The organism is Sphingobium scionense, assembly GCF_014197035.1.
Classification (GTDB): Bacteria; Pseudomonadota; Alphaproteobacteria; order Sphingomonadales; family Sphingomonadaceae; genus Sphingobium; species Sphingobium scionense.
Genome location: NZ_JACIEU010000018.1, coordinates 64,615 through 84,772 on the forward strand (window position 1 = coordinate 64,615; position 20,158 = coordinate 84,772).

The window sequence follows — 20,158 nt, forward strand, 5'->3', positions numbered from 1 at the left end:
ATATTCGCATGGCCAAGTTTCTCATCGTCGAAGCCCGCTTCTACGACCATCTCAACGACCTGCTGATCGAAGGCGCGAAGGCCGCGCTGGACGAGGCCGGCCACAAATATGAGGTCGTGACCGTGCCGGGCGCGCTGGAAATCCCCGGTGCGATCGCGCTGGCCGCCGAGACCGGCCGCTTTGACGGTTTCGTCGCGATCGGCGTGGTTATCCGCGGCGAAACCTATCATTTCGAAGTGGTGTCGAACGAAAGCGCGCGCGGCCTGATGGCCCTCAGCATGGACGCGATCGCGATCGGCAACGGCATCCTGACCGTCGAGAATGAGGAGCAGGCCCTGGTCCGCGCCCGCCCCGATCAGAAGGACAAGGGCGGCGAGGCGGCCAAGGCGGCGATCGCCATGCTGGGCCTGCGCGAGCGTTTCGCGATCTGATCCGCGGCCTTTTGGCAGACACAAGGAAGGGCGCGCTCCGCGAGGAACGCGCCCTTCTTCATTGGTGACGAAGGATCAGGCGGCTGCCTTTTCCTCGGCCAGGGTCGGATAGTCGATATAGCCTTCCGCGCCCTGGCTGTAGAAGGTCGCCATCTGTGCCTGGGTCAGCGGCGCACCGTCGCGCAGGCGATCGACCAGATCGGGATTGGCGAGGAAGGGACGACCGAAGCTGATCGCGTCGGCCAGCCCAGAGGCGAGATCGGCCTGGGCGCGGCCCAGCCCATAGTCGCTGTTGAGGATCAGCGGTCCCTTGAAATGCTTACGGATCAGCGGCGACAGGCGCGGCACGTCGGTGGCGCCGAAGGTGCCGTCCGGTCCGGGCTCGCGCAGTTCGAGGAAGGCGATGCCGATCTGGTTCAGCACATCGGCGGCGGCAGCAAACAGCGGCTCGGGGTTGCTGTCATTGACGCCCTGGCTATCGCCATTGGGCGACAGGCGCACGGACACGCGATCCGCGCCGATCGCATCGACCACCGCCTGCGTCACTTCGCGCAGCAGGCGGACACGATTTTCGATGCTGCCGCCATAGATGTCATCGCGGAAATTGCTGTTGTCGCGCAGGAACTGGTCGATCAGATAGCCGTTCGCGGCGTGGATCTGAACCCCGTCGAAACCAGCGGCGATCGCGTTGTTGGCCGCCGTCACATAGTCGGCGATGATGCCGGGGATTTCGTCGATCGCGAGCGGACGAGCAACCTCATAGGGCTTCTTGCCCTCATAGGTATGGGCGTCACCCGGTGTCGCGGTGGCACTGGACGAAACCGGCTGCTCGCCGGTGACGGCCGAATGAACGGCGCGGCCCATATGCCAGAGCTGGGCGACGATCAGCCCGCCCTTGTCATGCACAGCCTGGGTGACCGGCTTCCAGGCTTCGACCTGTTCGTCGGACCAGAGGCCCGGCGCATAGGGCCAGCCCAGCCCCTGATGCGAAATGCCGGTCGCCTCGCTGATGATGAGGCCGGCCGAGGCGCGCTGCGCATAATAATCGACCATGATCGGGGTCGGGACATGACCGCGAGTGGCGCGGCCACGGGTGAGCGGCGCCATGATGGCGCGGTTGGCGGCAGTGTCGGCGCCGAGTTTTATCGGATCGAAGATAGTGGTCATGAAACCTCCCTCATGAACGTTGCAATTTGCAACGGGACGTGATGCAGAAAGCCAGCTAGGGAGCCGCCATGGCCGCTTCAACCCCCATGGCGCATATCGCAACGCCCAAACTCGCTTTTCCCGCACTGATCCTGGCCAATATTATTTTGGCGCTAGGGCCGGTGCTGGTTCGGCTGGCCGATGTCGGGCCGGTGGCGGCGGCGTTCTGGCGGCTGACGATCGCCATGCCCTTCCTGTTCATCCTGGCACTGCCGAAGCTGCGCAAGAGCCGATTGTCGCGCGGCCAATGGACGATTGTGATTCTGGCCGGGGTCTGCTTTGCCGCCGATCTGGCCGCCTGGCATCTGGGTATCGGCCATACCAAGGTCGCCAATGCGACGCTGTTCGGCAATATGAGCGCATTGATGCTGCCGCTCTGGGGCCTCATCGTGCTGCGCGATCATGTGTCGAAGCTGCAAATCGGGGCGCTGGTTCTGGCCGCGATCGGCGCGAGCATCTTGATGGGCAGCAGCTATGAACTGTCGCCTGCCAACCTGAAGGGCGATCTTTTCTGCCTGCTCGCCGGGCTGCTCTACACCACCTATCTTCTGCTGATCCAGGATGCGCGCAAGCGGCTGGACAGCTGGTCGGTGCTGGCGATCGTCAGCGCGGTCGGCGCGCTGCCGCTGCTGCTTGCCGCCAGTGCGATGGGCGAGGCGGTGATGCCGCAGGACTGGACGCCACTGGTCATCCTCGCCTTGTCCAGCCAGATCGTCGGACAGGGGCTGCTGACCTATGCGCTGGGCTGTTTCTCGCCGCTGGTGCTGGGCCTCAGCCTGTTGCTACAACCCGCCATCGCAGCGCTCGCCGGTTGGCTGCTGTTCGGCGAGACATTGAGCACGACCGACATTGTCGGCGGCGTGGCCGTTGCGGTCGCACTGGTGCTTGTGCGCCTGCCCCGGCGGGCCTAGATTGTCGCCATGACCGACCAGACCCAAGACCTGACCCTGGACGAAATCCGCGCACTGCTGGCGCCGATCCTGCCGCGCCACGCCGCCTTTGACGGCTGGCGCCCCGAAGCGGTGGCGATGGCGGCGGCGGAAAAGGGCATCGATGCCGATGTTGCCGCGCTGGCCTTCGACGGTGGCGCCATGGGCATGATCGAGGCCTGGTTCGCCAGCATCGACACGCGGATGCTGGAGGCGTTGCCGCCCGAAAGGCTGGCCGCCATGTCGATCCGCAAGAAGATCAGCGCGCTGATCGAGACCCGCCTGGCGCTGCTGGCACCCGACCGCGAAGCGCTGCGCCGGGCACAGGCGATCCTGGCGATGCCGACCAATGCCGTGCGCGCCGCCAAGCTGGGCTGGCACGCCGCCGATATCATGTGGCGCGCGGCGGGCGATACCGCCACCGACCTCAACCATTATAGCAAGCGCGCGACGCTAGGCAGCATCTATGCCGCGACGCTGCTGACCTTCGTCAATGACGAGAGCGAGGATCATGCCGACAGCCGCGCCTTCCTGGCCCGGCGGATCGAGGGGATCATGCGCTTCGAGAAGATGAAAGCCCGTTTCAAGGGCGTGGGCGATGGCGAGCATCTCAGCCTGTCGCGCTTCATCGGCCGGCTGCGCTACCCGGCGGTGTGAAGTTCGGGCTGGCCTTCACCAGACGTAATTGATAGTCAGTCGCAAATCTGATTTCTGGTTAAGAGTCCATCCTCCTTGCGCCTGACCGATCTGCCCCTGCGCCAACCCGCTTTTGTTGAAACCATCGATTGGGAGTCGCTGTCGTCCGTGGAAGGACAGCGCCTGCGCGAGTTCGGCCTGTGCGAAGGCGCCAGTGTCGAGGCACTGCATCATGGCGGGCTGCTGGGTCGCGGACCGCTGGCGGTCAAGATCGGGCGGATGACGGTGGCGATGCGCCGCAACCATGCCGCCGCCGTGGAGGTCAGCACCGGCCCGCAGGAGGCGCAGGTATGAGCGGCCTCCCCCTCGTCGCGCTGGTCGGCAATCCCAATGCGGGCAAGAGCGCGCTGTTCAATGCGCTGACCGGCGCGCGACAGAAGCTGGGCAATTATCCGGGCGTCACGGTGGAGCGCAAGGCGGGCCGCCTGTCGCTGGCCGACGGCCGGCCGGTCGAGCTGGTCGATCTGCCCGGCACCTACAGCCTGTCCCCGGCCAGCCCCGACGAACAGGTGACGCGCGACTTCGTGCTGGGCAAGCAGGCGGGCGAGAAGCTGCCCGACGCGCTGGTGATCGTGGTCGACGCCTCGAACCTCGACAATCATCTGCGCTTTGCGCTGGAACTGATCGCGCTGGGCCTGCCCACCGTGGTCGCGCTCAACATGGTCGACCTCGCCACCCGCGATGGGCTGGAACTGGACGCCAATGTACTGGCGCAGGAACTGGGCGTGCCGGTGGTGTCCACCGTGGCGGTGCGCAAGCGTGGCCTGGATCATCTCAAGACCGAACTGGAAACGCTGCTCGGCGCCCAGACGGGCATGTTGCGCGCCTCGGCCGGCGAACCCGATTTCGACGCCGTGCGCCGCGAGGCGCGCCGGATCGCCCGCGCCGCGATCGTGCGCGAAACCCCGTCGCGGCGGCTGACGGCGGCGGTCGACAGGGTCGCGTTGCATCCGGTATTGGGCCTCGCCCTTCTGCTGGGGCTGTTGTTCGTGATGTTCCAGGCGGTCTTCTCCTGGGCGTCAGTGCCCGCCGACATTCTGGAAGGCTGGGTCACGGCACTGGGCGAGGCCGTGACCAACACCCTGCCGCCGGGCATCCTCCACGATTTCCTGCTGCAAGGCGTGGTCGGCGGCGTCGGCGCGGTGATCGTGTTCCTGCCGCAGATCCTGATCCTCTTCTTCTTCATCCTGATGCTGGAAGCGACCGGCTATATGGCCCGCGCCGCCTTCCTGATGGATGGCATCATGGCGAAGGTCGGCCTGTCGGGCCGGGCGTTTATCCCGCTCCTTTCCTCCTTCGCCTGCGCCGTGCCGGGCATCATGGCGACGCGCACGATCAGCGATCCCAAGGACCGGTTGACCACGATCCTGATCGCGCCGCTGATGACCTGTTCGGCGCGGCTGCCGGTCTATGGCCTGATCATCGCCGCCTTCATTCCGGCGCGCAGCGTGGGGCCGGGCATCGGCCTGCAGGGGCTGGTGCTGTTCCTGCTCTATGTCGCCGGCATCGTCGGCGCCATGCTGGCCGCCTGGGCGCTGCGGCTGACCGTGGCCAAGGGACGCAGCGGCGGATTCCTGATGGAGATGCCGAAATATCAGTGGCCCCGGCCGCAGGACATATTGATCGGCCTGTGGCAGCGCGGCGTCATCTTCCTGAAGCGCGCCGGCACCATCATCCTGGCCACCAATATCGTGCTGTGGGTGCTGGCCAGCTTCCCCCATGCGCCCGAAGGCGTGCGCCAGAGCGAATATTCGATCGCCGGGCGGATCGCGGGCGGCATCAATGTGCTGGTCGAGCCGATCGGCTTCAACCGCGACATTTCGCTCGCCCTGTTGCCGAGCATGGCGGCGCGCGAAGTGGCGGTGTCCGCCATCGCCACCGTCTATGCGATCGATGCCGAGGATGATGCCGAGGCCCTGGAACAGGGACTGGGCGACCGGCTGGCGGGCCGCTGGAGCCTGGCCACCGCCCTCGCCTTCCTGGCCTGGTTCGTGTTCGCGCCGCAGTGCATCTCCACCATCGCCGTCACCCGGCGCGAGACCAATGGCTGGAAATGGCCTTTGTTCATGATCTTCTATCTGTTCGTGCTGGCCTATGCCGCGGCGGGCGTGACATATTGGGCGGCGGTGGCGATGGGACTCGGCTGAGCCCAAGTCGCGGACATTTGGCCTAGCTTTGTTCTTTACCGCCAAGGCGAGGCTTCTATAACGGCGCCTTTAGTGCTTTCGGAGGAATCATGGCAGGCTCGGTCAACAAGGTCATTCTCATCGGGAATCTGGGGGCCGACCCGGAAGTGAAGAGCTTCCAGAATGGCGGCAAGATCTGCAACCTGCGGATCGCGACCTCGGAAAGCTGGAAGGACCGCATGTCGGGGGAGCGCAAGGAGCGCACCGAATGGCATAGCGTCGTCATCAATTCCGAAGGTCTGGTGGGCGTCGCCGAGCGCTTCCTGCGCAAGGGATCGAAGATCTACATCGAAGGCCAGCTGCGCACCCGCAAGTGGCAGGACAATAATGGCAATGACCGTTACACCACCGAGGTTGCCCTGTCCGGCCCTGGCGCGGTGCTGACCATGCTGGACGGCGCACCGGGCGGCGGTGGCGGCCAGGGCGGCGGCTTTGGCGGCGGTCGCTCGTCGGGTGGCGGCAACCAGGGCGTGAGCGACTGGGGCGCAGGCAGCAGCGGCTTTGGCGGCGGCGACTATGACGATTTCGGCGGCGGCAACAGCGGCGGCGGCTTTGGTGGCGGGCGCTCCTCGGGCGGCGGCAACCAGGGTGGCGGCTTTGGCGGCGGACGCTCCTCGGGTGGCGGTCAGGGCGGCCCGAACTTCGACAATGATCTGGACGACGAAGTACCGTTCTGATCGGTCCTTTCCCAGAGATTGACCTGACATGCATGTCCTGCTGACCGGATCGTCGGGCTGGCTGGGCCGTTTCCTGGCGCCGATGCTGCGCGCGGCGGGACATGCTATGACCGGCCTGGACGTCGCGCCGGGCCAGGACACCGACATCATCGGATCGGTCGCCGACCGGGCGCTGATCGACCGGATCTTTGCCGAACGCGGCATCGAGGCGGTGATCCATGGCGGCGCGCTGCACAAGCCGGACATCGTCCGCTATCCCGCCCAGGCCTTCATCGACGTCAATGTCACCGGCACGCGCAACCTGCTGTCGGCGGCGGTCGCGGCGGGGCATGACCGCTTCGTCATGACATCCACCACATCGCTGATGATCAGCCAGGCGGTGCGCGACGAGGCCGGCGACGCGGCGGTGTGGCTGGACGAGCAGAGCGGCCCGCTGGAACCGCGCAACATCTATGGCGTGACCAAGCTGGCGGCGGAGGGGCTGTGCCGGGTGCAGCAACTGGAGCACGGCATCGGCTGCACCATATTGCGCACCGCCCGCTTCTTCCCGGAGGATGACGACAGCGACGCCAGCCTGTCGGGGCAGAATCTGAAGGCGAATGAATTTCTCCATCGGCGGCTGACGGTGGAGGATGCGGCGCGGGCGCATCTGGTCGCGCTGGAACGGACGCCGCCGGCGCGCTGCGAAACCTATCTGGTATCCGCGCCGACGCCCTTCGTCCGGGAGGAGACCGAGGAACTGAAGCGCGATGCGGCAGCGGTGATCACGCGCCATTTCCCGGAGGCAGTCGAGCTTTATACCCGGCGCGGCTGGCAACTGCCGACTTCGATCGGCCGGGTCTATGATGCGGGGTTGGCCGAGCGCCAGATGGGGTTTCGCTGCGAGACGGACTTTGCCGCGATCCTAACGGCGCTGGCGAACGATGCAGCGATGCCGTTCATCCATGATGCCGATTATGTGTCGCCAACCGTGCAAAATTGACAACGAAGCTGACAGTTTGAGCATGGTGTTGCGTTACTGATTTGAGCGCGCCCATTCCCATCATTCGTTACTTTAAATCACGAATTATGATCGATCCGCTACATCAGTGTGAGCGAAAGGATGCGTGTGACTTTGAATCAATGACGCATGATAACAGTTCGCATGAGCAAAATTGAAACCGCAATTGCCGTCCCGGTCCGGCAAATGGTCAACCCGCTGCAACTCGCCATGGGCGGTGCGATTGCGCTGTCGGGGGTCGCGCTGCTGCTGGCGCAAGCGGCCAGCCTGGCCTGACGGGCCGAATGGGGTAGCCTGCACAGCCACCCCATCGGGTCAATCGATCAGTTGGCGAGTTCGGCCCTGGCGAAGTCGCGAATATGGGCGCCGATATCCTCACGCTCCAGCGCGAGAGCAAGGTTCGCCTCGACATAACCGGCCTTGGAACCGCAGTCGAAGCGGCGGCCGTCGAAGGTGACCCCGTGGAAGGGCTGCTTGCCGATCAGCGCGGCCATCGCGTCGGTCAGCTGGATCTCGCCACCCGCGCCCTTTTCCTGGGTTTCCAGGATCTTCATGACATCGGGCTGCAGGATATAGCGCCCGGGCAGGATGAGGTTGGAAGGCGCGGTGCCGAGCTTGGGCTTTTCCACCAGGCCCTTCACTTCGGTCAGGGCGCCATCTCGGGCACCCGGATCGATCACGCCATAGCTGGGCGTCTGGTCCATCGGGATTTCGAGGGCGCAGACGAGGTTGCCGCCGACCTTTTCATAGGCCTCGACCATCTGCTTCATGCAGCCATTGCCTGGCGCGCCCTTCATGAACTCGTCGGGCAGGATGATGGCGAAGGGCTCGTCGCCGACGATGTCGCGGGCGCACCAGATGGCGTGGCCAAGGCCCAGCGGCTCCTGCTGGCGCAGAAATACCGCATTGCCCGGAGCCAGCCGGGTGCCTTCGAGCGCCGAAAGATCCTTGCCGCGCTCGCGCTGGGTGATCTCACATTCGAAGGCGATATCGAAATAGTCCTCGATCGCGCCCTTGCCGCGTCCGGTGACGAAGATCATCTGCTCGATCCCCGCCTCGCGCGCTTCATCCACCGCATATTGGATCAGCGGACGATCGACCACCGGCAGCAACTCCTTGGGCACCGACTTGGTCGCGGGCAGAAAGCGCGTGCCAAGACCGGCAACAGGAAAGACGGCTTTGCGAATCGGCTTGTTCGACATGGGACTCCGTTCTCGATGAATACCGGTCCGCTGGGGATCGCGAACCGGGAGGAAAAGGTCAAGTGGTGCGACTACTTGTCTTTTATCTGTCAGATATTCAGCAGGCGCTGCGCCACTTGTTCAAGCGCGGCGATTTCTTCGTCCAAATGTTCCAGACTGACATGCTGAGCATTATTACGTAGATCGCGGCAGAGAAAGCCGTCGTGCGCTGGCTGCTGAAAACCGCCGATGATCAATGCACGGAAACGGTCAATTCGCTGGAGGTCGCGCTCGACCTCCGCAATTTCGGTCAGCGCCGCCGCGTTGCGACGGTCACGCATGGCGACAGTGGTGCGCAATTCGGTCATCAGCTTCGTCATGGCCGGGCGCGTGCGGGCTCCCACGGTGCGGACGTCGCCCATGGTCTCACGCAATTCGGCCAGCCGCGCCTCCAGACTCTGTTCCAGCATCGTCCAGGTACAGACCAGTCGCCCGATACCGCATAATAATGCCGCATCTTCCGGCGCATAGGCCGTCGCCGGCTTCACCTTGTCGTCCTGCGCCAATTCCGCGCTCACGCCCCGCATACTCCTCATGCCCATGAATCTGCGCAGACCCGCCCGGAAAGGCCAGAGCGAGGAGTCGCGCTCGCCCGCTGCCCGGGCACGGGCCAGCGGAATATGTGCTGAAACGTCGGTAAGCCGAACAAGTTGCGTTCAGCGGTGGCCGATCAGAAGTCGCCAAATCAGAAATCTATGGCGATGCCCTTGCGCTCCCAGTCGCCATAGCGAACGGGGCTCAGTTCCTCGTCCAGCGCCGGCGGCTGGTCGACCGGATCGGGCTGGGGCACGGGCGGGCTCTTGGAGAGATGCTCGGGCGCCTTCACATGCGCCGGGCGCTTGCCGTTGAAATGTCCCATGGTGGGCCTTTCGATTGCGGAGCGCGCGCGGCAACCCCATATTCAGTGTCAGGCCCGCTATCTGGGCCGCAAAGGAGCGATGTGCAAGTGAGTGGTTTTCGCACGGTGATGCTGTTGTCGGCGCTGACGGCGCTGTTCATGGCGCTGGGCTATACGCTGGGCGGCAGCGGCGGCGCGGTGATCGCCCTGCTGGTGGCGGCGGGGATGAACCTGTTCACCTTCTGGAATGCCGACAAGATCGTGCTCCGCATGCACAATGCGCGCGAGGTCGATGCCCAGAGCGCACCTGAATTTTACAGCCTGGTGCAGGCGCTGAGCCAGCGCGCCGGCCTGCCGATGCCGCGTGTCTATGTGATCGACCAGGACGCGCCCAACGCCTTTGCCACTGGCCGCAACCCTGAAAATGCCGCCGTGGCGGCGACCACCGGCCTGCTCAATATGCTGACCCGCGACGAAGTGGCCGGCGTGATGGCGCATGAACTGGGCCATGTGAAGAATCGCGATACCCTCATCATGACGATGGTGGCGACCATCGCCGGCGCCATTTCGATGCTGGCCAATTTCGGCCTCTTCTTCCGCGGCGGCAATAACGAGAATGGCCATGGTAACATGATCGCGACCTTGCTGGCGGTGATCGTCGCCCCTTTTGCCGCGATGATCGTGCAGATGGCGATCAGCCGCACGCGCGAATATGGCGCCGACCAGGCCGGGGCGGAGATCAGCGGCAATCCGCGCGCACTCGCCTCCGCCCTCGCCAAGATTTCCGGCCGGGCCGAGTTGATCCCCAATCCGGTGGCCGAGCGGAATCCGGCCGCCGCGCAACTCTATATCGTGCCAGTGCATGTGAGCGAGTTGTTCTCCACCCATCCCGCGACCGAGAAGCGCATCGCCGCGCTGGAGGAAATTGCGCAGGATATGGGGCAGAATGGCGGCCCGCCGCCCATGAGCGTGCCGTCGCAGACTTCGACGCGGGCATCGGCCCTGTCTCCGGTGGCGTCGCCGGCGACAGCGCCGAAACGGCGCCGCAGCGCGCTCGATCCGCACGGGCGCTGATGCCGGTCGACGAGATTGGCGAGATCGCCTTCCGCGCCGCCGGCTTTGTAGCGCGCGAGGCGGCCGGCCTGGTCGTCGACATTGCCGTCGAATATATATTCTCCCGCCATACGCCGCGCCTGTTCCACGCCATCGGCCGGCGGATGATCGCGATCGCCACGCTGGGCCGCAAACGCATCCCCTCATCCTTGCGGGTCGTGCCGAAGGGGATGGTGCCGCGCCCGCGCCGGTCGGACTGGTTGGCGCTGTGGGTCGGCGTCGCGACCAGCATCGCCCTGGTTGCGGCAGCGATCTACACGGTCATCTGCTTCGTTTGAAGATGACCCCAGGGCCAAAAGCGCGTAGGGGCCGCTGATGTCCCGTCGTCCTAACGCCCGTTCCGGTGCCCCGCGCGCCGATGATGTCCCCGGCCTGCCCGCGCGCCGTGCTGCACTGAAGCTGCTGGACGCCGTCTTGCGTCGGGGCGATCCGCTGGAAATCGCGCTGCATGGTGCGACCCAGGGACTGGCCGACCGGGCCGACCGCGCGCTGGTCCATGCCATCGTGGCCGAGACGCTACGCCACCTGCCCGATCTCGACGCGCTGATCGACGGCGCGACCAAGCAGCCCCTGCCCGACGACGCCAAGGCGCGGATGGTGCTGCGCATCGCGCTCATCCAGGTGCTGGCGCTGGGCACGGCGCCCCATGCGGCGATCGCCACCGCGCTGCCGCTGGTCGATGGCGGCCCGCGCAAGCTGGTCCATGGCGTGTTCGGCACCGTGACCCGTGCCGAGCCGAGCCTGCCGGTGCCGCCCACCCTGCCCGCCGAAGTCGCCGAGCGCTGGACCGGGCAATGGGGCGAGGCGATGCCATTGGCCGCCGCCCATGCCTATGCCGTGCGTCCGCCGGTCGATGTCAGCCTGCGCGATCCGGCCGAGACGGGCAAATGGGTCGAGGCGCTGGGCGGCAGCAGCTTTGCGCCCGGCCATGTCCGCCTGCCCGAAGGTTCGGTCGTGCCCGACCTGCCCGGTTTCGCCGAGGGCGCCTGGTGGGTGCAGGATCTCGCCGCGTCCTGCCCGGCCCGGCTGCTGGGCGCGGGCGAAGGGCGAACCGTGCTGGACCTGTGCGCCGCGCCGGGCGGCAAGACGATGCAGTTGGCCGCCGCCGGCTGGGCCGTCACCGCGGTCGACCAGTCCAAGAAAAGGCTGGAGCGGCTGAGCGAGAATCTGGCGCGCACCGGCCTGCCGGCCGATGTCGTGCCGGCGGATCTGCGCCAATGGGCGCCAGACGCGCCGGTCGACGCACTGCTGCTCGACGCGCCCTGCACCGCGACCGGCATCTATCGCCGCCACCCCGACGTGCTGCATCGCATCGGACCGCGCCAGATTGCGGAACTGGCCGAGTTGCAGGGCGAACTGCTCGCCCGCGTCGCCGATTGGGTGAAGCCGGGCGGGACGCTGGTCTATGCCACCTGCTCGCTGGAACGCGCCGAGGGCGAGGAGCAGCTGGCGCGCTTCCTGGAAGCACGGCCCGATTTTGCGGCCCAGCCGGTGACGGCAGGCGAACTGCCCGACGGCATGGCGCCGACCGCCGACGGCTGGCTGCGCACCCTGCCCGACACGCTGGCCGATCAGGGCGGCGCCGACGGCTTTTTCGTTGCAAGGATCGTGCGCATCGGGAACTAAGGCTTAACCATGAGGGGCTTAAGGTTTTGCCCTTCGCTGGAAAGGCCTGCCTTGCGTCCGACCGAACCCCTGCCCCTGCACCATAGCTGGCCGCTCTACGACCTGCGCGAACATCTCGCGCCGGTGGTGCTGGACCAGGAGATTGCGGGCAATGAAGCAGCACTGGCAGACCGGGGGCTGGGCCTGTGGCATTGCAACCTGGCCGATAGCAGCATCAGTTGGACCCACGGCGTCTATGACATATTCGGACTGGAGCCCGGCAGCATCGTGCCCCGGCTGCTGTCGGTATCGCTCTATGCCAACGATAGTCGCGAAGCGATGGAGCGGCTGCGCGCCTATGCCATCCGCCACCAGCGCGGTTTCACCCTGGATGTCGATATCCACCGCCCGGATGGCAGCGATTGCGCGATGCGGCTGATCGCCGCGCCGGTGCTGCTGGATGGGGAGACGGTGGCGCTGCGCGGGGTCAAGCAATGGCTGCCAAGGGACGTTGGCGCGCCCGTCCGGCTGGAACCGACGACCTTCTTCATCCCCTGACGCGACTCATCGCCGCGCCGCGCAAATCATGCGTTGCCCTCGCCCCGAGGGAGGGCTAATGCGGGCGGTCAAATGACCCATCCCATTCTCATCTCTCCATCCATCCTGTCCGCCGATTTCGCACGGCTGGGCGAGGAAGTCCGCGCCATCGACGAAGCCGGTTGCGACTGGATCCATATCGACGTCATGGACGGCCATTTCGTGCCCAACATCACCATCGGCCCCGCCGTGGTGAAGGCGCTGCGCCCGCACACCAAGAAACCGTTCGACGTGCATCTGATGATCTCGCCGGTGGACCTGTATCTCGATGCCTTCGCCCAGGCGGGCGCCGACATCATCACCGTCCATCCCGAGGCCGGCCCGCACATCCACCGCAGCGTGCAGCATATCAAGTCGCTGGGCGTGCAGGCGGGCGTGGTGCTGAACCCCGGCACCCCGGCCAAGATGCTGGACTATCTGATCGACGATATCGACCTGATCCTGGTGATGAGCGTCAATCCCGGCTTTGGCGGCCAGAGCTTCATCGAGAATCAGCTGCGCAAGATCGAGGCTTGCCGCAAGATGATCGAGAAGAGCGGTCGTGATATCCGCCTGCAGGTCGATGGCGGCATCGACATCAACACCGCGCCCAAGGCGATCGCGGCGGGCGCCGACGTGCTGGTCGCCGGCACCGCGACCTTCCGTGGCGGCCCGACCGCCTATGCCGATAATATCAGGACGCTGCGGGGCGGGTGACGAACCAGCGGCGCCAGTCCTCCCCTGTCGCCGTCGAGGCCGGGCATGAACCGGCCGACGACGGCATCGAACAGGGTAAGCGGCTCATCCGCGTCGCGGATGACAAGGGCCTGTCGCTGGCCGAGCGGATCGCCAATCATTTCTATCGGCTGAGCTGGAAGACGCCGCTGCACAGCCGGCGGCTGAAGGGCAAATATCCGCTCAAGCTGCTGGCAGTGCCCGATGATGTCATGCCCGGCGACCCGCGCGCCGGCCAGGCGATCCGTGCCGGCTATTTCCTGTTCCGGGGCCAGAAGCTGGCGATCGACACGGTCGATTTCGGCAAGTTGGCGGTCGGCCCGGCTTTCACCGACTATCTGCACAGTTTCCGCTGGCTGCGCGACCTGTCGACCGCGGCGACGCGTGAACAGGGCGCGCCGGTAGCCGAGGCGCTGATGCGCAAATGGCTCGCCGCCCATGCCGAAACGCCGAGCGACCCGGCCTGGCGCGCCGACAATGCGGCCTGGCGGTTGTTGTTCTGGACCGCCCATGCGCCGCTGATCCTGTCGTCGAGCGACCTGGTCTATCGGTCGCTGGTGCTCAACTGCATCGCCCGCACCGCGCGCCATCTGGACCAGAGCGCGGACAAGGCCGCACCGGGCCTGCCGCGCCTGGTCGCCTGGGGCGGGATCGTCGCGGCGTCGATGCTGATGCCCGGCGGCAATCCGCGCAAGCTGTTCGGCGAAGCGGGGCTCAAGCGCGCGATCGATAGCGCCTTCCACGGCGATGGCGGCATCATTTCCCGATCGCCGCTGGCGCAGCTGGAAGGCGTGATGCTGCTGGCGATGGTGGTCGCGGTCTATGAAGTACGGCGCGAACAGGTGCCCGGCTTCCTGGTCGACGGGCTGACCCGCGCGGTGCCGGCGCTGCTGGGCCTGACCCATGGCGATGGCGGCCTGGGCAACTGGCAGGGTGCGGGCGCGGTCGATGCCGACATGGTCGAGGCGCTGGTGCAGGCCAGCCGGGTGCGGACCCGGCCGCTGCGCCAGGCGCGCGACTGGGGCTATCAGCGGATCAGCGCCGGCAATACGGTGGTGCAGATCGATGCGGCACCGCCGCCGGTCGCGCGCCTGGCCGAGTCCGGCTGCGCCTCCACCGGTGCGATCGAGATCAGTGACGGGCGGCTGCGGCTGGTCATCAACTGCGGCGGCGCGGCGCTGGAAGGCGCCTATATCCCCCGCGACCTGGCCCAGGCACTGCGCTCCACCGCGGCGCACAGCACGCTAGTGCTGGACGACAGCAATTCGACCGCGCTGATGCCCGACGGCACGCTGGGCAAGGGCGTGACCGAGGTCGAGCTGAACCGGCAGGAACTGGACAATGGCAGCCGGGTGGAGCTGAGCCATGACGGCTATGTCCGCCGCATGGGCTATGTCCACCGCCGCCTGCTGATGATGAGCGGCGACGGCAAGGAAATCCGGGGCGAGGACATGCTGACCCCGGCGACGCGCGGCAAGAAGCCGGTCAAGCGGCCGGTGCAGCTGCGCTTCCATCTGGCGCCCGGCGTGGAACCGACGCTGACCGCCGACAGCCAGGGCGCGCTGCTGCGGATCGAGCTGGGCGCGCTGTGGCAGTTCCGGACCGGTGCCGGCGTGCTGAGCGTCGAGGATAGTCTGTGGGTCGATGGCGACGGCCGCCCCCACCCCACGAGGCAGTTGGTGGTGACGAGCGAGGCATTGCCGGGCGGCTCCAGCATCGGCTGGCTGTTCAAACGGGTCGGCTGACCCGCATCGCATTGACCATCACGCGGGCACTATTGTGCAGCCGGCCATCGATGTCCGTTTTATCCTATGAACGACGCAGACATCGGCGCATGCAAGATGAGCGACCCGAGGCCCGTTTGCTACCAATCAACGACCTCGCTCTCAGGCCCGGCCACTTTCAGCGGCCGGGCCGCTAGCCCCCCCCTCAGTCGAACCTAATCCGATCTTCATTCTTTCATTCTAGGCACCCGGCATGATGGCGGGCTTTTATGACCGGATGGGATTGATCCCGACGGCGCGGTTGCGACGGATTGCGCGCATCTGGTGTCTGGTCGCGGGCATTTTGTTCCTCGCCTATCTGGTGCGACAGCTGCGCCAGGGCATGACCGATGGCGCCGGCCATCCCTTTGGCGAGGATTTCCTGAACTTCTGGTCGGGTGCGCATCTGGCGGTGACGGGGCACGCCGGTATCATCTATGATCTGGCCCGTTTCCATGCGTTCGAGACCGGGATCGCCGGCGCGCCGATCGACCTCTATCATTACAGCTACCCGCCGGTGATGTGGCTAATCTCCGCCCCCTTCGGCCTGCTGCCCTATCCGCTGGCCTGGGCGGCCTGGCAGTTGCTGGGCTGGGGTGCGTTCGCGCTGGCGGTGCGGCGATTGGCACCGGGGCATTGGGTGCTGGTCGCGCTGGCGCCGCCGGCGGTGTTCATCAATGCGATGGGAGGCCAGAATGGCTGCTGGACAGCAGCGATGATCGGCTGGGGCCTCATCCTGCTGCGCGACCGGCCGGTGGCGGCGGGCATGATCCTGGCGCTGTTCGTGGCGAAGCCGCAACTGGGCTGGCTGATCCCGCTAGCCCTGCTGGCCGGCCGGCAATATCGGGCGCTGGGCGCGTTCATAGGGTCGGCTCTGGCGCTGATCCTGGCGACCCTGCCGCTGTTCGGCCTTGATGCCTGGATCGCCTATGCGCAGCAGGGCAGCCTGCTCAAGAGCGTCATCCTGGAACATGGCGACGGCACCTGGCACCGGATGCTGTCCATCTTCGTGCTGGTCCGGCATGGCGGCGCACCAACCCCGTTGGCCTATGCGGCGCAGGCAATCGCCAGCCTGACGGTCGCCCTGCTGGTGCTGCGGGTCTGGTATCGCGAGGGGCCGACGACGCGGGCCAAGGCGCTGCTGGTGCTGGGCGTGCTGGCCGGGTCGCTCTATGTCAGCGACTATGATTGCGTCATGGCGCTGCTCGCCGCGCTATGGCTGTGGCCACGGGCGACGGCGGAGGTGCGCGCGCGAATGGCGCTGTTGCTGGCGATGCCCCTGTTCGCCGCGCCGCTGGCGCTGATGAGCGGCGTCGCGCTAGGCGCTTTGGCCTTGTGGCCGGCGCTGCTGGGCGCCGGCCTGCAGCGCGCACCCTATCTGGCGGACGACGGCTTGAGATAAGTATCGAACCAGGCAACGGTGCGGGTCAGCGAATCGAGCTGATTCTCCTTCTTCTGGAAGCCATGCCCCTCGGCCGGGTAGAAGATCGTCTCCACCACATTGCCCTTGGCCTTGAGGATGTCGTGCACTTCCTGCGCCTGGCCGCGCGGCACGCGAATGTCGTTCTCGCCCTGGATGGTGAGCAGGGGCGCCTTCGCCGCACGGATATAGGTGAGCGGCGAGGCTGCGTCATAGACCCGGGGATCGCTGTCCGGCGTACCGAGCAGGCTGCGCTGATAGGCCTTTAGCTGTTCGTCCTGATCGCGATACATGGTGCGCCAGTTGATGATGCCGAACCATTGGACGGCCGCGGCGAACTCATCGGGCGCCCGGCCGATCGCCATCAGGGTCATGAAACCGCCATAGCTGCCGCCGAAAATGCCGACCCGCTTGGCGTCGACATAGCCACTGTCGACCAGGAAATGCTTGGCCGCGACCGTGTCCTTGAGATCGGCGCCGCCCAGATCCTTGACATTGCCGTCCTGGAACGCCTTGCCATAGCCGGTCGAGCCGCGGAAATTCGGCTGGATCACGACATAGCCGCGGCTGGCGAAGGCGGTGGCGTAGCGGCTGTAACCATCCTGCGCCTGACCGGTGGGGCCGCCATGGGGCAGGACGATGGCGGGGTTGCTGCCGTCGCGCTTCAGATTGGCGGGCATGGTCACGATCGCGCTGATCAGCGTGCCGTCGAAACTCTTGTAGGTGACGACATCGGACTTGGGCAGCGCGGCGGGCTGGAGGCTGGCGATGGCGAGTTGGGTCGCGGGACGCGCAGTGCCAGCCGTCAGATCATAGAGATAGAGATTGGCCGGCGAATCCGCCCCCGAATGATTGACCATCAGGGTCCGGCCATCAGGCGAGCGGGGCTCGCTGCCGACGGGATAGTTCACGCCAGGCGGGATCGCCAATGGGGTTTCGGTCCCGGTCGCCAGATCATAGCGATAGAGCGTGCTGCGCGTGTCCGCATTGGTGCCGAAAATCAGCGTCCTGCCATCCCGCGTGAAGATGCTGGCGGTCTGTTCCCAAGGCGTGGGCTTCAGCCATTTCCACTGCCTGGAGACGCTATCGTACAGGCCAGCATGAATCTGGCCGGTATCGACGTCGGTGTTGACCGCAATCCACCGGCCGTCGGCGGTGGCGTCCGCGGCGGTATAGACTGTATCGGCCTTGGCGATCAGCTTGGTTGCGGCACCGGTCGCGATATCGATCCGCCAGACCTCCCCTACCTTGGAATCGACGCGGTCACGATTGGCGATCAGCGCCTTGCCGCCATCGATCCAAGCGATCGGCGACCAGCCATATTGCGGATCGGCTTCCTTGGTCAGCACCCTGACCACACCATTCGCATCCATCACCGCGACGTTCGACTGGCCTTCGGACCGGAGCTTGGTCGACAACGCCACGAGCCCGCCGCTGGGACCAGGTAACATACCGCTTTCACGTCGGTCGGGGGTATTGGTGAGATTTTCGACCGCGCCGCCATTCACCGGCACGCGGTAGATATCGCTATATTCGTTGCCGCCGACATCCTGCTGGAAATAGAGATATTGGCCATCGGCCGATGCGGTAAGACCGGTCTGCGCATCATCGGACTGGGTAAGCTGGACAGGCCAGCTGCCGGCTGCGTCGGTCCGCCAGATGTTGGTCCGCCCGGTCAGGTTGGTCGCAACGAATATCCGCTTGCCATCGATACTCCATGCAACGCTACCCAGGCTGCGCGAGGCGCCGATATCGGCCAGCGGCACAGCGCGGGCATCGGAATTGACTGGCGAGGTCAGGCTTTTGGGATCGGTAACTGCCCGTTCCGGCGTAGGAATTTGCGCCAGCGCCGGGAAGGCGGCGAGCAAGGGCAAGGCGGTGGCGGCGAGCAGATAGCGCATGTCAGATCCCCCAACTGTTATGCGATCACAATACAGTAGCGGCAAAAGCCCGCAAGATCGGGAAATTCCCTGCGCTTGAGGACTGTATTTTTGCGCCGCGCGCGACTAGAGGGCTGCGGCAAGCCTGAAGCGGCATCCCGAACAGCAGGAAGCATCCCCATGACCACCGACGTCACCATCAAGCGCGCCCTCCTTTCCGTATCGGACAAGACCGGCCTCATCGAACTGGGCCAGGCACTGGGCCAGCATGGCGTCGAACTGGTGTCGACCGGCGGCACCGCCAAGGCGCTGCGCGAGGCGGGTCTGGCCGTGAAGGATATTTCCGAGCTGACCGGCTTCCCCGAAATGATGGACGGCCGCGTCAAGACGCTGCACCCCAAGGTCCATGGCGGCCTGCTGGCGGTGCGCAACAACCCCGAGCATGTCGCGTCGATGGACGAACATGAAATCGGCGCCATCGATCTGGTGATCGTCAATCTCTATCCCTTTGCCGCGACCGTGGCCAAGGGCGCCGACCGCGACGAGATCATCGAGAATATCGACATTGGCGGCCCGTCGATGGTCCGTTCCGCCGCGAAGAATCATGAGAGCGTCGCGATCGTCACCGATCCGGCCGACTATGCCCGCCTGATCGCCGAAATGGCCGAAAAGGCTGGTGCCACCAGCTATGATTTCCGCCGGATGCTGGCGGCCAAGGCCTATGCCGCCACCGCCGCCTATGATTCGATGATCGCCAGCTGGTTCGCCTTTGCCGACCAGGGCGTCGCCTTCCCCGAGAGCCTGTCGCTGTCGAGCAAGCTCAGCACCACGCTGCGCTATGGCGAGAACCCGCACCAGTCGGCCGCGCTCTACCTGCCCAACGGCCCGACCGCGAACGGCATCGCCCAGGCCAAGCAAATCCAGGGCAAGGAACTGAGCTACAATAATTACAACGACGCCGATGCGGCACTGGAGCTGGTCAGCGAATTCCGCGACGGCCCGCCGACCGTGGTGATCGTGAAGCACGCCAATCCGTGCGGCGTCGCCACCGGCGAGACGCTGATCGAAGCCTATGAAGCCGCGCTCGCCTGTGACAGCGTGTCGGCCTTTGGCGGCATCATCGCCGTCAACCGCCCGCTCGATGGCCCGACCGCCGAGGCGATCAGCGGCATCTTCACCGAAGTCGTGGCCGCGCCCGACGCCGATGACGAAGCCAAGGCGATCTTTGCCAAGAAGAAGAATCTGCGCCTGCTGCTGACCGGCGAACTGCCCGATCCGGCCCGCCCCGGCCTGATGGTCAAGAGCATCGCCGGCGGCCTGCTGGTCCAGAGCCGCGACAATGGCAAGGTCGACCGCGATGCCCTCAAGGTCGTGACCAAGCGCGCGCCGACCGAGCAGGAGTTGAAGGACTGCCTGTTCGCCTGGACCGTGGCCAAGCATGTGAAGTCGAACGCGATCGTCTATGCCAAGGGCGGCAGCACCGCCGGCGTCGGCGCTGGCCAGATGAACCGTCTGGAATCGGCGCGCATCGCCGCCTGGAAAGCGAAGGATGCGGCTGAGAAGGCGGGCTGGAGCGAACCCCGCACGATCGGCTCGGCCGTCGCTTCCGACGCCTTCTTCCCCTTCGCCGACGGCCTGCTGGCGGCGGTGGAAGCCGGCGCGAGCGCGGTGATTCAGCCGGGCGGCTCGATCCGTGACGAGGAAGTCATTGCCGCAGCAGACGAAGCGGGCCTGGCGATGGTCTTCACCGGCATGCGTCACTTCCGCCATTAAGGCTTGTTTCCCAACGCGCTAGACGGCGCGTCGGGACAGCCACGCGGCAAAGTTTATGCGGGTGCGAAACGATCCTGTTCGCACCCGCA

The 20,158-nt window shown here is 65.9% G+C and carries 21 protein-coding genes; 16 read left to right on the forward strand and 5 right to left on the reverse strand.

The features are described 5' to 3' along the window. Window positions 1-8: 8 nt before the first annotated feature. Window positions 9-431, forward strand: coding sequence for a 6,7-dimethyl-8-ribityllumazine synthase (gene ribH / locus GGQ90_RS19795; RefSeq protein ID WP_004208857.1), 423 nt, complete (start codon window positions 9-11; stop codon window positions 429-431). A gap of 75 nt (window positions 432-506) precedes the next feature. On the opposite strand, the gene GGQ90_RS19800 is transcribed toward ribH, so the two are convergent. Then, entirely contained in the window at window positions 507-1,598 is a 1,092-nt protein-coding gene (locus tag GGQ90_RS19800) for an alkene reductase (protein WP_188083617.1), read from the reverse strand. 68 nt (window positions 1,599-1,666) lie between these two features. Here GGQ90_RS19800 and GGQ90_RS19805 point away from each other — a divergent pair, with 68 nt between their 5' ends. From GGQ90_RS19805 to GGQ90_RS29730, 7 genes are all read left to right on the forward strand, one after another. After that, entirely contained in the window at window positions 1,667-2,548 is an 882-nt protein-coding gene (locus tag GGQ90_RS19805; RefSeq protein ID WP_188083618.1) for a DMT family transporter, read from the forward strand. Between the two features lie 9 nt (window positions 2,549-2,557). Then, window positions 2,558-3,223 carry a COQ9 family protein gene (locus GGQ90_RS19810; protein WP_188083619.1) on the forward strand — a complete coding sequence of 222 codons (666 nt, stop codon included), beginning with the start codon at window positions 2,558-2,560 and terminating at the stop codon, window positions 3,221-3,223. Window positions 3,224-3,298: 75 nt separating this feature from the next. Beyond that, window positions 3,299-3,556, forward strand: a complete 258-nt coding sequence (locus tag GGQ90_RS19815) for a FeoA family protein (RefSeq protein WP_188083620.1) — start codon at window positions 3,299-3,301, stop codon at window positions 3,554-3,556. After that, window positions 3,553-5,409 carry a ferrous iron transporter B gene (gene feoB / locus GGQ90_RS19820; protein ID WP_188083621.1) on the forward strand — a complete coding sequence of 619 codons (1,857 nt, stop codon included), beginning with the start codon at window positions 3,553-3,555 and terminating at the stop codon, window positions 5,407-5,409. Before GGQ90_RS19815 ends, feoB begins: the two co-directional genes overlap by 4 nt. An 89-nt stretch (window positions 5,410-5,498) precedes the next feature. Then, on the forward strand, window positions 5,499-6,125 hold the full coding sequence (ssb, locus tag GGQ90_RS19825; RefSeq protein WP_188083622.1) for a single-stranded DNA-binding protein: 627 nt from the start codon (window positions 5,499-5,501) through the stop codon (window positions 6,123-6,125). A gap of 28 nt (window positions 6,126-6,153) precedes the next feature. Further along, window positions 6,154-7,107: an NAD-dependent epimerase/dehydratase family protein gene (locus GGQ90_RS19830; RefSeq protein ID WP_188083623.1), complete on the forward strand. Its 954-nt coding sequence runs from the start codon at window positions 6,154-6,156 to the stop codon at window positions 7,105-7,107. Window positions 7,108-7,269: 162 nt separating this feature from the next. Further along, entirely contained in the window at window positions 7,270-7,401 is a 132-nt protein-coding gene (locus GGQ90_RS29730; protein WP_281391451.1) for a hypothetical protein, read from the forward strand. A 47-nt stretch (window positions 7,402-7,448) separates the two neighbouring features. Here GGQ90_RS29730 and GGQ90_RS19835 read toward each other — a convergent pair whose 3' ends face one another. From GGQ90_RS19835 to GGQ90_RS19845, 3 genes are all read right to left on the reverse strand, one after another. Further along, entirely contained in the window at window positions 7,449-8,327 is an 879-nt protein-coding gene (locus tag GGQ90_RS19835; RefSeq protein ID WP_188083624.1) for a UTP--glucose-1-phosphate uridylyltransferase, read from the reverse strand. A gap of 89 nt (window positions 8,328-8,416) precedes the next feature. After that, on the reverse strand, window positions 8,417-8,893 hold the full coding sequence (locus tag GGQ90_RS19840; protein ID WP_188083625.1) for a hypothetical protein: 477 nt from the start codon (window positions 8,891-8,893) through the stop codon (window positions 8,417-8,419). A 158-nt stretch (window positions 8,894-9,051) separates the two neighbouring features. Continuing rightward, on the reverse strand, window positions 9,052-9,225 hold the full coding sequence (locus tag GGQ90_RS19845; RefSeq protein ID WP_188083626.1) for a DUF1674 domain-containing protein: 174 nt from the start codon (window positions 9,223-9,225) through the stop codon (window positions 9,052-9,054). A 108-nt stretch (window positions 9,226-9,333) separates the two neighbouring features. On the opposite strand from GGQ90_RS19845, the gene htpX reads away from it, so the two are divergent. The 7 genes from htpX (at window position 9,334) to GGQ90_RS19880 (ending at window position 16,398) form a co-directional block, all read left to right on the forward strand. After that, a complete protein-coding gene (gene htpX / locus GGQ90_RS19850) occupies window positions 9,334-10,278 on the forward strand; it encodes a zinc metalloprotease HtpX (RefSeq protein ID WP_223178363.1) in 945 nt (314 codons plus the stop codon). Continuing rightward, complete coding sequence (locus tag GGQ90_RS19855; protein WP_188083628.1) at window positions 10,278-10,595, forward strand: hypothetical protein; 318 nt, start codon at window positions 10,278-10,280, stop codon at window positions 10,593-10,595. Before htpX ends, GGQ90_RS19855 begins: the two co-directional genes overlap by 1 nt. A gap of 37 nt (window positions 10,596-10,632) precedes the next feature. Further along, window positions 10,633-11,943, forward strand: coding sequence for an RsmB/NOP family class I SAM-dependent RNA methyltransferase (locus GGQ90_RS19860; protein ID WP_188083629.1), 1,311 nt, complete (start codon window positions 10,633-10,635; stop codon window positions 11,941-11,943). Window positions 11,944-11,994: 51 nt separating this feature from the next. Beyond that, a complete protein-coding gene (locus GGQ90_RS19865) occupies window positions 11,995-12,480 on the forward strand; it encodes a diguanylate cyclase (RefSeq protein ID WP_188083630.1) in 486 nt (161 codons plus the stop codon). 72 nt (window positions 12,481-12,552) lie between these two features. After that, entirely contained in the window at window positions 12,553-13,215 is a 663-nt protein-coding gene (gene rpe, locus GGQ90_RS19870) for a ribulose-phosphate 3-epimerase (RefSeq protein WP_188083631.1), read from the forward strand. Next, a complete protein-coding gene (locus GGQ90_RS19875; RefSeq protein WP_188083632.1) occupies window positions 13,212-14,978 on the forward strand; it encodes a heparinase II/III domain-containing protein in 1,767 nt (588 codons plus the stop codon). The genes rpe and GGQ90_RS19875 overlap by 4 nt, the downstream gene beginning before the upstream one ends. Window positions 14,979-15,210: 232 nt before the next feature. Next, complete coding sequence (locus GGQ90_RS19880; protein ID WP_188083633.1) at window positions 15,211-16,398, forward strand: glycosyltransferase family 87 protein; 1,188 nt, start codon at window positions 15,211-15,213, stop codon at window positions 16,396-16,398. Here the strand turns inward: GGQ90_RS19880 and GGQ90_RS19885 are convergent. Next, entirely contained in the window at window positions 16,371-18,317 is a 1,947-nt protein-coding gene (locus GGQ90_RS19885; protein ID WP_188083634.1) for a S9 family peptidase, read from the reverse strand. The two genes, GGQ90_RS19880 and GGQ90_RS19885, sit on opposite strands and share 28 nt — an antisense overlap. Window positions 18,318-18,476: 159 nt before the next feature. On the opposite strand from GGQ90_RS19885, the gene purH reads away from it, so the two are divergent. Next, complete coding sequence (purH, locus tag GGQ90_RS19890) at window positions 18,477-20,069, forward strand: bifunctional phosphoribosylaminoimidazolecarboxamide formyltransferase/IMP cyclohydrolase (protein WP_188083635.1); 1,593 nt, start codon at window positions 18,477-18,479, stop codon at window positions 20,067-20,069. The last annotated feature ends 89 nt before the right edge of the window (window positions 20,070-20,158 follow it).

What these genes read in the sequence shown, in the direction of transcription:
- ribH (WP_004208857.1), top strand. Translation starts at nt 9, where the DNA reads ATGGCCAAGTTTCTCATCGTCGAAGCCCGCTTCTACGACCATCTCAAC.
- GGQ90_RS19800 (WP_188083617.1), bottom strand. Translation starts at nt 1,598, where the DNA reads ATGACCACTATCTTCGATCCGATAAAACTCGGCGCCGACACTGCCGCC.
- GGQ90_RS19805 (WP_188083618.1), top strand. Translation starts at nt 1,667, where the DNA reads ATGGCCGCTTCAACCCCCATGGCGCATATCGCAACGCCCAAACTCGCT.
- GGQ90_RS19810 (WP_188083619.1), top strand. Translation starts at nt 2,558, where the DNA reads ATGACCGACCAGACCCAAGACCTGACCCTGGACGAAATCCGCGCACTG.
- feoB (WP_188083621.1), top strand. Translation starts at nt 3,553, where the DNA reads ATGAGCGGCCTCCCCCTCGTCGCGCTGGTCGGCAATCCCAATGCGGGC.
- ssb (WP_188083622.1), top strand. Translation starts at nt 5,499, where the DNA reads ATGGCAGGCTCGGTCAACAAGGTCATTCTCATCGGGAATCTGGGGGCC.
- GGQ90_RS19830 (WP_188083623.1), top strand. Translation starts at nt 6,154, where the DNA reads ATGCATGTCCTGCTGACCGGATCGTCGGGCTGGCTGGGCCGTTTCCTG.
- GGQ90_RS29730 (WP_281391451.1), top strand. Translation starts at nt 7,270, where the DNA reads ATGAGCAAAATTGAAACCGCAATTGCCGTCCCGGTCCGGCAAATGGTC.
- GGQ90_RS19835 (WP_188083624.1), bottom strand. Translation starts at nt 8,327, where the DNA reads ATGTCGAACAAGCCGATTCGCAAAGCCGTCTTTCCTGTTGCCGGTCTT.
- GGQ90_RS19840 (WP_188083625.1), bottom strand. Translation starts at nt 8,893, where the DNA reads ATGCGGGGCGTGAGCGCGGAATTGGCGCAGGACGACAAGGTGAAGCCG.
- GGQ90_RS19845 (WP_188083626.1), bottom strand. Translation starts at nt 9,225, where the DNA reads ATGGGACATTTCAACGGCAAGCGCCCGGCGCATGTGAAGGCGCCCGAG.
- htpX (WP_223178363.1), top strand. Translation starts at nt 9,334, where the DNA reads ATGCTGTTGTCGGCGCTGACGGCGCTGTTCATGGCGCTGGGCTATACG.
- GGQ90_RS19855 (WP_188083628.1), top strand. Translation starts at nt 10,278, where the DNA reads ATGCCGGTCGACGAGATTGGCGAGATCGCCTTCCGCGCCGCCGGCTTT.
- GGQ90_RS19860 (WP_188083629.1), top strand. Translation starts at nt 10,633, where the DNA reads ATGTCCCGTCGTCCTAACGCCCGTTCCGGTGCCCCGCGCGCCGATGAT.
- rpe (WP_188083631.1), top strand. Translation starts at nt 12,553, where the DNA reads ATGACCCATCCCATTCTCATCTCTCCATCCATCCTGTCCGCCGATTTC.
- GGQ90_RS19880 (WP_188083633.1), top strand. Translation starts at nt 15,211, where the DNA reads ATGATGGCGGGCTTTTATGACCGGATGGGATTGATCCCGACGGCGCGG.
- GGQ90_RS19885 (WP_188083634.1), bottom strand. Translation starts at nt 18,317, where the DNA reads ATGCGCTATCTGCTCGCCGCCACCGCCTTGCCCTTGCTCGCCGCCTTC.
- purH (WP_188083635.1), top strand. Translation starts at nt 18,477, where the DNA reads ATGACCACCGACGTCACCATCAAGCGCGCCCTCCTTTCCGTATCGGAC.